10 protein-coding genes are annotated in these 12,349 nt (G+C 37.5%); 3 read left to right on the top strand and 7 right to left on the bottom strand.

Going from position 1 to position 12,349, the window contains the following annotated elements; translation table 11 throughout:
- Positions 1 to 433 precede the first annotated feature (433 nt).
- The 6 genes from ptsP to AOM43_RS06305 form a co-directional block, all read right to left on the bottom strand.
- Entirely contained in the window at positions 434 to 2,203 is a 1,770-nt protein-coding gene (gene ptsP / locus AOM43_RS06280; protein WP_006341452.1) for a phosphoenolpyruvate--protein phosphotransferase, read from the bottom strand.
- Positions 2,204 to 2,473: an HPr family phosphocarrier protein gene (locus AOM43_RS06285; RefSeq protein WP_006341451.1), complete on the bottom strand. Its 270-nt coding sequence runs from the start codon at positions 2,471 to 2,473 to the stop codon at positions 2,204 to 2,206.
- On the bottom strand, positions 2,470 to 3,420 hold the full coding sequence (hprK, locus tag AOM43_RS06290) for an HPr(Ser) kinase/phosphatase (RefSeq protein WP_006341450.1): 951 nt from the start codon (positions 3,418 to 3,420) through the stop codon (positions 2,470 to 2,472). The genes AOM43_RS06285 and hprK overlap by 4 nt, the downstream gene beginning before the upstream one ends.
- Before the next feature lie 253 nt (positions 3,421 to 3,673).
- Positions 3,674 to 4,528, bottom strand: coding sequence for an SMI1/KNR4 family protein (locus tag AOM43_RS06295; protein WP_006341449.1), 855 nt, complete (start codon positions 4,526 to 4,528; stop codon positions 3,674 to 3,676).
- A gap of 107 nt (positions 4,529 to 4,635) precedes the next feature.
- On the bottom strand, positions 4,636 to 5,841 hold the full coding sequence (locus AOM43_RS06300) for a hypothetical protein (RefSeq protein ID WP_013925559.1): 1,206 nt from the start codon (positions 5,839 to 5,841) through the stop codon (positions 4,636 to 4,638).
- A gap of 80 nt (positions 5,842 to 5,921) precedes the next feature.
- Positions 5,922 to 7,955 carry an anti-sigma factor antagonist gene (locus AOM43_RS06305; RefSeq protein WP_006341447.1) on the bottom strand — a complete coding sequence of 678 codons (2,034 nt, stop codon included), beginning with the start codon at positions 7,953 to 7,955 and terminating at the stop codon, positions 5,922 to 5,924.
- Positions 7,956 to 8,100: 145 nt separating this feature from the next.
- Here AOM43_RS06305 and rpoN point away from each other — a divergent pair, with 145 nt between their 5' ends.
- Complete coding sequence (gene rpoN, locus AOM43_RS06310; RefSeq protein WP_059359497.1) at positions 8,101 to 9,603, top strand: RNA polymerase factor sigma-54; 1,503 nt, start codon at positions 8,101 to 8,103, stop codon at positions 9,601 to 9,603.
- Here the strand turns inward: rpoN and AOM43_RS06315 are convergent.
- Positions 9,583 to 10,455 (bottom strand): hypothetical protein, encoded by an 873-nt coding sequence (locus AOM43_RS06315; RefSeq protein WP_006341445.1) that lies wholly within the window; start codon positions 10,453 to 10,455, stop codon positions 9,583 to 9,585. The genes rpoN and AOM43_RS06315 overlap by 21 nt on opposite strands.
- 468 nt (positions 10,456 to 10,923) lie before the next feature.
- Here AOM43_RS06315 and AOM43_RS06325 point away from each other — a divergent pair, with 468 nt between their 5' ends.
- The gene (locus AOM43_RS06325) at positions 10,924 to 11,250 is read left to right on the top strand and encodes a hypothetical protein (RefSeq protein ID WP_226987429.1); all 327 of its coding nucleotides are present in this window, start codon (positions 10,924 to 10,926) and stop codon (positions 11,248 to 11,250) included.
- A gap of 132 nt (positions 11,251 to 11,382) precedes the next feature.
- Complete coding sequence (locus AOM43_RS06330; protein WP_059359499.1) at positions 11,383 to 12,153, top strand: hypothetical protein; 771 nt, start codon at positions 11,383 to 11,385, stop codon at positions 12,151 to 12,153.
- Positions 12,154 to 12,349: the final 196 nt, after the last annotated feature.

The following is a 12,349-nucleotide window of genomic DNA, read 5'->3' on the forward strand; positions in this document are numbered from 1 at the left end:
GGCTTATCTTGGCAAGACGGGATAAGCCTATACTTATTAAAAAAAACACCTGTGTTTCATATGATCATTGGCAGCTGGCACAAAAGCCTTCTTCTATTTGTAGATATTCCCTACAAAGCTATCCTGAAATAATTTTATGCACTCTTCAAGCGTAAAAAAGCTAAATTTGGATTTTCTGATCATTCATCCCGCTCACCAAAAATTTTGCCCACAGAAATGCCCTTCAACAATCAAGTTATCGATTTCCCCAGCACGCGGCAAAGTCTAAGATTTGCAAAAATAAAAGCTATAACGAGTATTAATTAAATCTAGAGAATAAGATCAGCCGAAGTTGTTCATCCAACATCAATCGTTACAAAAGACAGAAAGTTTTTAATCATTTTACCTTCGAGTAAGTAAATAATCCGCAAACTACATACTTATTTTTGGAAGCCTAATAATTGTAAAAACAATCCTCTGGGACATTTTTTTGGTATTCGCTGACAAGCAATTCCATAATCTCTTGAGCTGTTGAAAGGGAAAGAATGGTTTCTGCGAGTAAACTTGCAGCCACGATACTTGTACTGCGAATCGCATGCTTAATCACAGGAATGTGACGAGGAGAAACTGATAATTCATGAATTCCCAATCCTAGTAATAAAGGCGTAAAACGGGGATCAGCTGCAACTTCCCCACAAACTGTCACAGGAATTCCATAATGATTCGCCTCTGTCGCAATCAATTTGATTAAACGGATTACGCTAGGATCGGTTTGGGCATAGATACTATTGACATGCTGATTTCCTCTGTCCACAGCCATGGAATATTGCACGAGATCATTCGTTCCGATCGATAAAAAGTCACATTGTTGCGCGAGTAAGTCTGCAATAATTGCCGCTGAAGGCACTTCAATCATACACCCTAAAGGAACTGTATGAGGAATTTGATATCCTTCTTGGTGGAGCTCTTCGGTTACTTCGCGTAGAATTTGCTTAGCTTCTTCTAATTCAGAAAGAGCCGAAATCATCGGAAGCAAAATCTTAACCCTCCCATAAGCACTTGTTCGCAAAATTGCCCTCAGTTGGGTCTTAAATATGTCTCTTTCTTTCAAAAGAAAACGAATCGCTCGGCAACCTAAAAAAGTTTGGGCTTCATTGTCCTGCGGGAAATTAATCAACATTTTATCGCCACCGACATCAAATGTTCGAATAACAACCGCTTTATTTGGCATGTTATCAACAACTTGTCGGTATAGAGCAAACTGTGAATCTTCATCCGGCAAGCCGTCGCGAGTCAGAAGAGCATACTCAGTTCGCAAAAGGCCAACGCCACTGGTGCCATATTTTTTCGCTGTATCCACTTCTTCAGGCGTATCAATGTTGGCTGACAAAATAACCTGATACCCGTCGATAGTCTCAGGAGCATAACTTGCGGCTCGCTGTAGGACTCTAAAATGGGTCGAAAGTTGTGTCGATAAATTTTGATAATATTCTTGAGATTCTAAACTTGGATTTAAAATAATACCACCTGTGCGACCATCCACAATCACACGTTCGATGACTCGAGGATCCAAGGTATCGATTTTAATGTTTGAAACAAAAGGAATCCCTTTAGCTTTTGCAACAATCGCGGCATGAGACGTTTCTCCACCCGCTTCGGTTATAAAAGCCACAATATTTTCAGGCCTCGCTTCTGCGACATCTGAAGTGGTCAATTCATGTGCAAAAACAACAGATCCTGGAGGAACTTCTGTTAAAATGATCCGTACTGAATTCCGTAAATACCCTAAAATTCTTCGAGAAAGGTCCTGAATATCTTTAAATCTTTCACGAAAAATGGGATCGCGAATGGAATTAAATTTTTGCTCATATTTTTTTATAGCGGTTTGGAAAACATGCTCAGAATTTTTCTGTGTCTTCCGAATTTCTTTTTCAATTTCTGTCGTAATCAAAGGGTCTTGAATAATCTGCAAATGAGCTTCAAGAATTGAAGCTCCTTCTACAATCCCTTCTTTTTCCAGCTTGGACTGCAACTTTTCAATATCTTTTCTGCAGAGATTCACCGCACAAGTATAGCGGAGAACTTCTTGCTCAATTTCGTGTTTAGAAAGCGTAAATTCCGGAAGGACGTCTTCTATTACCGTAAAGAAGAAAGGTGTTCCAATAGCGATTCCTCGACATAGAGCAGCTCCTCTTAGATGAACTTCTTTCGCATTTAGCTTCATTCACGCTTCCCAAAATTTGTTTTCAAAAGCCTCGATTAACTTGAATTTCGTTTGTTCCGCATCCCCGCCATCAACGGTCACGATAATTTTCGAATTCTTCGGAGCTGCTAACATTAAAATACCTAAAACACTTTTTGCATTCACGGTTTCTTTTCTACAGGTAAAATGCACACTACTTTTACAATTTTGTAATAATTTCACAATGACAGTTGCAGGACGCGTATGTAAACCCATAGAATTTTTCACATGAACTTGAAAGACTTCTTTCACTGGTCTCTACTCCTTTTTCCTGATTTTTCAGAAATCACATCATACAATTTTGTACTAAACTCTTGGGCCGAATTATATCCCATCCGCTTTAATCGATGATTTAGTGCGATCGTTTCTAGCAGCAAAACCACATCTCGTCCGGGTTTGACCGGGAGGATATGAAAAGGAAGCTTTACATCGAGAATATCACAATATTTTTCGTCTAATCCCACTCTATCGTAAAAATTTTGTTCATCCCAGGCCTCCAATTTCACAACGATATCAATACTTTTTTGATATCTGACACAAACAGCTCCGTATAACTTAGCGACATTGATAATTCCGATTCCTCGGATTTCCATGTGGTGCCGCGTTAATTCAGCACCTGAACCTTCCAAGTAACTTCCCTCTCGTTTTTTCACTTTAACGATGTCGTCAGAAATTAAACGGTGGCCCCTTTCAATTAAACCTAACGCAGCTTCACTTTTACCCACGGAGGAATCGCCTTGAATAAGAACTCCTACGCCAAAAACTTCAACCAATGTCCCATGACAACTCATGCTAGAAGCAAACTCTTCCATCAAGAGAAGTGTTAATTTACTTAACAAATTCATCGTTGTCATATTAGCACGAAAAAGTGGAACTTGATATTTTTCGCAAACAACCGACAATTCCTTTGGTGGACGATAGCGTCTTGCGACAATAACCGCAGGAGTAGATTTTGTCAAAATAGATTCTAGGCGAGCAATTCTTAATTCGGAATCGAGATCTAATAAATACTCAATTTCGACTTTGCCAAAGATTAAAATGCGTTTATGGGCATGACTTTTAAGATATCCAGAAAGGGCTAATCCTGGACGATGTGCTTCTGGCACTCGTATGCATCTTTTCATTCCAGTTTTTCCGGCAATAAGCTCAAGGCCAAGCTTGTCCGCATGCCTTTTATAAAGGTCTTCAACCAAATACATAAAACTTGAAAAATTTATATTCTTAGACAGATGAGGTTCAAGTAGAATTTTCTACCGTTTGAAAAAACCGATTTACATTGCATACAGAGCCTATCATCATGTAAAGCTAGCATTAAGTTACATAACACTATACCAGTTGCATGAGATTATAAAGTAGAAAATTATACAGATGAGAAAGAGAAAATGCAAAAACAGTTATTTTTGTTCGAAAAAAGAGAGCGTATTTTTAAACGTACAAAATGAGAAGAAAAATTCAGGCTTTCGAAGACCCTTTGCCTTCATCTGCAACCGGCTCTTCTACTTGTTCAAGATAAAACATTAACCAATCTAAAAATGTGGAGAAAGCCATATTGTCCATGCTTGATAAAGGACCTGTTATATCGGAGATCGAATTGGTCATTCCAGAATAATACACATTGCCCATTTCATTTTCCGGATACCATTCCGTCCAAAAACATTGATAAAAAGGCATTCCAAAAGATTCATAAAAAGGAATTAAAGATTTGGGATCGACATAAGTATCCTTACCACTCACGAGCGTTTCTTCATGCTGAGAAAGCATATTTTGAAAGTCTTCATAGAGACTGGATAACTTTTGTGAATGCGCAATCCCCGTACAATCACTGGATTTATTAAATCCATCATGAATGCGCAAAAAAGCTAAATAGTCAGCTGGTAATGCTTGGTTGGGGAAAATTTTTTGAAGCTCAGCCAAATTAGCTTCAGAAATACCACTTCGCCCCCGATAAAAACCACTATTTCCACGCAAACTATACACCAGATGAGCCTCATAGGGGTCATCGTATTTTTTTTGCACAATGAAAACACCTATATCATCCAACATTCCAAAAAACTTCATCAAGAATTTGTCTAGACCTGGATGATAAGGGAGCATGGATAGCCAGTAATCTCGGATAAATTCAATTCGATCAGCAGGCTTTAAACGAGACAGCTCAAACCAACCTTTGCAAAGTTCCGAGCATTGTTCAGAAATAACTTCCCAAGTCGCATTCGGATTATCATGCAATGCAACAACAGAATGAAAGCACCCCTTTGGTGATTCATCGTCAGACGTCGTCGAATAAAATTCTCGAATGTGATGATCCATATTTTATCCCTGTGAGCGCAACTTGGCATTGTCGGTCTTTGTCTAAATATCCTATAGCAAATCAATGGATTTTTTCTAAAAACAAAATGCAGAATTCTATTTTTTGACTAGGGATAGAAGACGGCAATCACGTGATTGCAAAAAATCCCGGAAGGAATTAAACCCAAGTGACAATTCAATAAAAGATTTTCACCAAACTTAGTCTTCATAACCAAACGAATTTTGGCTTCATGAGAAGAGGATAATCCTTGAATCTGAGTTTTCCATTCCGCCAATCCATCCTGAACAATTTCAGGAAAATCCTGCAGGAATTTATCTGAACTCCAGCCTAATAAATGTCGGATTTGATGATTTGCATACAATAGCTTATGCTCTTTTTTGGAATAGACTGCCAACGCTGCCATATTTTCACTTCCTAGGCTATCTCCTAAACGACGCAAATCTAAAGCATTACTATTCACGGGGAGATCACGAAATAAAGAGGACTGAGAAGAAAAATGATTCACACCAGTAATATTTTGAACGATTTCAATACATTGCTTTAATTGATGAGAAGCGCCCTCTGCATGGCTAATTTTTGTATCATCATGAAAAGCAAGTGCACCTCTTTCCAATTCTTCTTGAATCGAATAAATCGCCGGTGAATTTTTAACAGGCTCAATAGATTTAAAATCTTTGGGTGAAAACACTTCCGACTTGAATTGGGGATGTTCTGAAAATTTTAAAAGCGTTTGCAATTCATAGTTGCGATCATTCACTTGGCTCTCTAAATCTTCAATGCGATCGTCTTTACTTTGAAGAACAATTTTTTGCTCATGTGTTTCTTGGCGTAATGTATGAATGAGCTGTTCACGTTCTTCGATTTGCTGCTCCATTTCCAGTCGAAATTCAGCAAAATCTTCTGAAATTTGAACCAATCTCTTAATCTCTTCTTCCCTATTTTGATACTCAGCTAGCTCTGTATCTTTTTGAGAAAGTTCTCTAGCAAGAAGCTCTTCTTGCTCAGTTAGCTCCTCTACTTTCTGCTTGAGAATCGCAAAATCTTCTGCCGGAGTTTCGGGAATGAGAGCCTTCTGGCTTTCGATATAGATATTTTCAAAATAGAGCTTTAAAGCGTCTTCCCACCCTTTCAAAACAAACAAAAGGAATAAAGATCCAGCAAGGCTTAAAAAAAGGCCAACAGATAAAAAAGTCCAACTTTTTGAAAGAGGAAGATGTTGCAAACTCATAAAAGTCAAAACAAACAAGGGGATCAGATATAGTGCAACCGCGAGGCCAATGAGTTGGTGACGATGTTTTAGCAAATCTTTCATGTTTTTAGAATTTTTTTATCGATTAGTCTATCACATTGGTTAATATGGAGAAAAAAGCCAATAAAAGAAAGATCCAATTTCTATTTAAAAGACTTTATAGCTTCTTCATTTTTATTAAAAATTTCAAAAATCTTGTGCAAAGAAACAACTTCCAGTGTAGCCCGTGTTGACCGATTCAAGCAAGAAAGTTTGAGATCCCCCCCCTGCTTATTCAATGCTTTCAATATCGAAAGAAAACTTCCAAGCCCTGAGCTATCCACAAATTGTAATCGGTGTAAATCAAACACCACTTTGGGATTTTCATAGGTTGAAATGAGCTCAATCACTTGCTGTTTAAAATCTGCTGCATTTTTAGTATCTAAGTTTTCAATTTCAGGAGTAATGATTAAAACATTATCTTGTAGCGTATGTGAAAGGTTCATTTGCCCCTCTGTTGTTAAATAACGTTTAAAAATGTGGAGGTGATTCCAGCCCTGTTCCGTTTGCTTTGGAATATAGGTTAACTGATCAGTGAGAACACGAATCATATACCATCCAAATCCAGATTCCTTATCTCCTGAAAGAGAAGGCTCACTGATTTGAGAAGGATCAATGGCAGTTCCACGATCAGAAACCTCAAATCTCACTCCATCAGATTCTAAAAAGCCTTCAATCACAATCGATTCCTTTCCTTTTTGCAAAGAATCTTGAAAAGCGTGCTGTATTAAATTACTAAACACTTCGTTCATAACAAGCTGCAATTGGCTAGATAATCTTTCATGATCTCCTGGTGCCCGCTTGCAAATCCGCCCCACAAAATCCCTTACAGCCTGTAATTGGGAAAGATCACATGAAAATTTTGCTGACCCAACATTTTTGAGGCTTTGTGGAATTAATTCTTTGATTTTGACAATAACCCATGTCAAATCATCAGCAAAGCTCTTTTTTTGTGTAAAATCGAGAAGCGCATGGATAATTTGATTCAGAATCTGCTCTGATGGTAATTCCAAGGCATTTTGGATAATTTGCTTTAATCGTGAAATTCCGAAAAATTCACCGGTTGGAGAACGCGCTTCGATTACCCCGTCCGAATAGAACAGAAAAACATCTCCCACGCTCAAATCAATTTTTTCCACGTCATCTTGATCAAATTCAATCACTCCGATAGGTGGGCCTCGCTGATCAAATTCTTTAATTTGTTTAGTCATGGATCGGCAATAAAGAAATGGAGGAAAGCCCGTATTTACGAAATTAAACGTTTGCGCATTCAAATCAAACCGCCCATAAAACAAGCTAACAAAATATTCTAAACCATTTAGCTGCCGACCAATTGTCTTATCGACCTGCTCAAGAATTTCATGCGGGGAAAAAAGATCTTCTTTCCAGATAGCTGTTTTTTTATAGATTTGCACATGGCTTAAGGGCATCGCAAAACGGGTGATTAAAGTTTTGACTGTCAATCCCAATAAGGCTGCGGGAACACCTTTTCCCATGGTATCTCCCAAAGCAAAATCAAAAATTTTTTCGGCTGGGAGGTAAAATTCCAAAAAATCTCCATCAATTTCTGAAGAAGGCAAAGCTAAGGCGGCAATTTCTACACCAGGAATGTTATTGGGGATAGGGCTTGTTAACATTTCTTGATGAATAGCAGCACTCAACAATAGCTCATTCTTAAATGTCGTATAATTTCTTTTGAGTTCCTCCCGTTGCTCGAAAACAAGTCGACCTAATCGGATATTTTCGCTTTGAGTTTTGTATTGTTTCAACAAAACCTGAAGGGCTGTCAGTAAAGTCTCTTCGCTCCAAGGGCGAGACATCCACAAAATAGCATGCTGCTCATCTTGTATTTGCTCACAAACACACGTGTCCTGCTGTTCATGCAATAGCAAATAGGCCGTTGTTGAAGAATGCTGGGATGTTTGTTGATAAATGGTAACGGCATTGACATCTGGCAAAGAATGTTCGCAAATTAATACTGCCACTGGATGCTGTTGAAAAAGTTTAATCCCTTCAAGTTCACTTTCTGCTACTAAGACGGCATATCCATATTTAGCCAAAATTTTCATTAAACCTTTAAAAATTAAAGGTTCTTTGGTAATTAAAAGAACATGTTCGGCTTCTAATTTTTTTTCCATGAAAATCTTAGTTCAATGAATTTCGCAGGAATTTTTAAATTTTTTTCAATATCTTCTAGATTGGTAAATTTTTTTTTCTTGTCAAGACTCCTTAGATATGAAATAGAAATAATTTGTAGCTTATTTTTAAAGGAGCCTTTTTTCCATGGTTTATCCTCTATCGCTCCAACAACAAGCGAAAATGCAGCAATCTCTCAAGCAAACCCAGCGCATGATCATGTCTCCGCAAATGCAGCAGGCTATTCATTTGCTGCAAATGCCTCTCATGGAGTTAGTTGATCGTATTGAAACAGAACTCGAACAAAATCCGATTTTGGAATCTATCCAAGATTACCCCGAGGAAGATCAAGATCTGACCCGCTTGGAAGAGGACAATTCTGAAGCTGATCTTGACGAAGAACAAACCCCTGAGAAAGAATTACTTTTTGATGAACAAGATTTTGAAATTCTGAAGCAAATCGATGAAGATTTTCGGGATCATTTTGCGGAAAGCGGAAATTATTACACAAAACGCACAGAAGAAGAAGAAAAGCAAAAAAACTTCCAATTAAATTCCATCCAAGCACATGTTTCATTATTTGAACATTTGATGACTATCGCTCAAGAAACCTTTGCCAATCCTAAAGACATTCAAATAGCAGAATCGATCATTGGGAATTTTGATGAACGAGGATTTCTTCAAACATCTTTAACTGAAATTGCTGTGTTAAATGATTTTTCAGTGAAAGAACTTCAACGCGTTTTAAAAACCATCCAAACATTCGATCCTTTTGGTGTCGGAGCAAGCGACTTACAAGAATCTTTTCTCATTCAGCTTCGCTGTCAAAAAAAAGAACATAGCCTAGCGTATAAAATCATTGAAGATTGCTATGAAGATCTCCTCCATAATCGACTACCCATCATAAAAAAACATTTAAATTGTTCAATCGAAGATATTCAGAAGGCTATCGATAAAGATATTTCTAAATTGGATTTACACCCCGGTGCGTCTTTTTCAGGTGAGATCGCTCAAACGATTGTTCCTGATGCGATGATTAAAGAAGAAGATGGCAAGCTGGATATCGTGGTCACCTCAGATTTTCTGCCACCCATTCGCCTCAATAAGCGCTACATGAAAATGCTTGAGGACGAAAGCCTATCTGATGCTACAAGAGATTTTATTCGACAGCGCGTGATTTCTGCGAAGTGGCTGCTACGAAATATTCATCATAGAAATACAACCATCGATCGGATCGCCCAATTCTTGGCCCAGCAACAACATGCCTTTTTCCAAAATCCGGATGGGCAACTGGTCCCTCTCACCATGAAAACGGTGGCAGATAATTTAGGCTTGCATGAATCAACAGTGGCACGTGCTGTAGCGGGGAAATATGTGGAAACCCCACGCGGACTCCTCCCCTTTCGATTCTTTTTTACTAATGCTTACATGACCGATGAAGGTTCCGATATTTCGGCAGAAACAGTCCGAGAGGCAATAAAAGATATCATTGACAAGGAGGACAAATCTAAACCTTTGTCAGATCATAAAATCTCTGATCTCCTAGAGATTAAAGGCATTCATTGCGCACGACGCACAGTTTCTAAATATCGCGCAGAGCTAAACCTCGGAAATACCCAGCAAAGACGCTTATTTCGAAAATCGTGTTAACCAAAGCACTTTTAACCGGAAAGAATCTTCTTGGTGTTCTTCAAAATAGGCAAGGATTTTCTCTGGCGACAACTTCCCAACGGTTTTGATTTCGCGATCAGTCAAACGATACAAGACATGCCAGGCTTTTTCCTTATTTTGAAAAAGTTGAAAAAGTTTTTGCTTGGCTTGATTAAATTGCACCCACCGGAAAGCAAGCCTTCCCAAAGCATAAGCCATTAATAATATGGGCAGAAACATCGCGATTTGCGCAAAAGGTTCCTGCGGAATCCAAAGCTGAAGGATTAGCACAAAAAAAAGAGAAAAAACGAACAATAAACTTTCATAAGAAGATTGAATGAGAGGACCAAATAGGCGTCGAAACCAGGAATCGGATGTTTGATATGCGAAAAACTCTTCAAACTGGGGTTCTTGATAAGCCATTCTTCCTACATGCACAAGTTCATGTGCAATGAGCTCATTGCGATCATACAAGCCTAAGTATTTCTGTTGGTAAGCAAAATTTTTGCGCAATTGCAAAAGGGCGGATAAAGGTTCTGTCTCACTGAGCTGAAAAATCCACGCACAGCCTCCATGCCAAGGAGCGAGTTTGACATTGCTAAAAAAAAGAGGAACCCAACTAGGCTTCATCCCATATAGCGCATCTGTCTTCTCCCAAATGGGTTGAAAAAAAGATTGATTGGCAAGGTCCTCTTCCTGGAATGGGATGGCTGACCCTAAAGCTTGCGCAATCTGTTGTTTTAGATTGAGGCAGTAATGAGCTCTTTCTAAAAAAGATTGTTCCGTTTCATCTGGACCTGGAAGCAAACCCTCTTCATTCCAATTTATCCATTTTTCTTTCGTACTTAGCATGATCGATTTCCTTTTCAATGCATCCCTTTTAATGCATCTTCTTATAAACAGAAAGGAAAAAGTCATTGTAAAGCTTGCGTCTCCCACTTTTGATCGGATCTTGGCTTACCATACTGAAATACATTGGTCACAGCGATTAAATGAGGATCAGAAAAGGAAAATTTTATCAAAAAAAGAGATTGTTGAAAAGATCAGCTAAAATTGTAAACGAAAATCATCATTACAATTATGAGTTCGCTGGCATTCCTTTTATCCTGAAGAAGGATACAAATTATAGATTAATGTCGGGTATCCATACATAAAGATCAGGGCATTCTAATAAGAAAGATCTGCTAGACATGAGACGTTTGCGATTCGTAGAGTAAGAAAAAAATCTAAAAGCGTTGATTATTTTTCTTACTCTATTTAAAATTAAAAATTTTAAATACTACTTGTTTTTTTTTTGAATTTATACAAAAAGGAAACATTATGACTAAGATTTATCGACCAATTATTTTTTTTATTCTAATGATTTTTATTTCAATCTCCGCATTTTCTTATGCATCAAATGACAACTGCTCGATTGCTAAAATTGATGGCAATAAAATTTATTTAAAACCAGGGTTGGTACAAATTGCTAAAAATGGAATTTTCATCAATTTTGAAGAGCAGTTAATTCCTACTAACCATTTAGAAATGGATGAAGAAGGGGTCTATTTTGACACAGTTAAAATGTCTTCTGAAAATTGCTGGAGATGCGGATTTCCGCTAATTTGTGGATTTTGTTTTAATCTTCTTTGCCCAGGCAAACAATAACTAAAGCTTTTAGCAATCTTATCTCATTTGAAAAGCCCTCTTTCTTTCTGAAGACAAGAGGGCAAGTATTTAACACTGATTGTGCGTTCTCATGTTCTGTAATTAAGTTAAATCCTGCAGGCACTTTCTTAAATGAAAAATTTTTTATTTTATTCCAGTATTTTACAAATTGTTTTTTTACAAGCATATACTTCGGAAGTCTCTCAAAAAGATTTTCAACAACTTGAAAGATTTTTTGATTATTTAATCCATCATTCTACGATTGGATACACCTTATGTGGAGAAAAACCTGTTTCTATTGAACAGTTTTATGACCTTTCGAAAATTCCGTTACCATTTATACTCCCTGCTTTTTTTAAACGATATACCTACTCGATTGAAAGGAATGGGTGGAATACCTGGAAACAATACGCACACCTTTTTTCTTCTAAGCACTTTGCATTTAGATTTATAGCCGAATATAACATCCTCGTGATCATAAACAAAAAAGCAGCAAAAAAAGTGATCGAGAAAAATCTAGATTTATTTCAGAAAGATTCAAATTCAAACCTAACTGCTAATAATTTTTTAGAAGATCTCTGCCATCCAAAAAGAATAGAGTATATCAGCGCCCGTAATCCAATTTTGCTGGGAATCTTGCTAGGATTCGGAAGAAATAATGCGATAGCCTTTACAAACAGAAGTCCTATTCAAAAGTTAGTTCCTTTACACTTCTCAGAATGGAATCGATATTTGAGTACTTATTTAATTCCCGGTTGCATGGTCATTGATCACAAATCGAATGAAAAAGAAAATAAGAAGATTGTGCAATGCTTTAGAAACGCCCAATCTAATCTTCAAAAAGCTTTTAAAGAAAAACATTACTTTGAAACTTTTGTGAAGCTATTCACCGACGGTGCATAGACTGCTCGCAGCTACTAGAGCAGCCCTGATGACATAAAAATATTTATAGTGCTGTTAACTAGAATTTTTGAAAGCACAGGAAAAGTTTCGAAACAGGCTTTTCTCAGCAATGAGAGAATCAAAAAAACTTTCAAGTTTTTTTGAAATCCTCTTGTGAAATAGACTCCGTTTTTTGGACGTCTGCTTTTAAGAGACT

Origin of the sequence: Parachlamydia acanthamoebae (assembly GCF_000875975.1) — a bacterium.
Classification (GTDB): domain Bacteria; phylum Chlamydiota; class Chlamydiia; order Chlamydiales; family Parachlamydiaceae; genus Parachlamydia; species Parachlamydia acanthamoebae.

Bases quoted from the DNA above. Each gene is read 5' to 3' on its own strand.
- ptsP (WP_006341452.1), bottom strand. From the start codon at position 2,203: ATGAAGCTAAATGCGAAAGAAGTTCATCTAAGAGGAGCTGCTCTATGT.
- hprK (WP_006341450.1), bottom strand. From the start codon at position 3,420: ATGTATTTGGTTGAAGACCTTTATAAAAGGCATGCGGACAAGCTTGGC.
- AOM43_RS06295 (WP_006341449.1), bottom strand. From the start codon at position 4,528: ATGGATCATCACATTCGAGAATTTTATTCGACGACGTCTGACGATGAA.
- AOM43_RS06300 (WP_013925559.1), bottom strand. From the start codon at position 5,841: ATGAAAGATTTGCTAAAACATCGTCACCAACTCATTGGCCTCGCGGTT.
- AOM43_RS06305 (WP_006341447.1), bottom strand. From the start codon at position 7,955: ATGGAAAAAAAATTAGAAGCCGAACATGTTCTTTTAATTACCAAAGAA.
- rpoN (WP_059359497.1), top strand. From the start codon at position 8,101: ATGGTTTATCCTCTATCGCTCCAACAACAAGCGAAAATGCAGCAATCT.
- AOM43_RS06315 (WP_006341445.1), bottom strand. From the start codon at position 10,455: ATGCTAAGTACGAAAGAAAAATGGATAAATTGGAATGAAGAGGGTTTG.
- AOM43_RS06325 (WP_226987429.1), top strand. From the start codon at position 10,924: ATGACTAAGATTTATCGACCAATTATTTTTTTTATTCTAATGATTTTT.
- AOM43_RS06330 (WP_059359499.1), top strand. From the start codon at position 11,383: ATGAAAAATTTTTTATTTTATTCCAGTATTTTACAAATTGTTTTTTTA.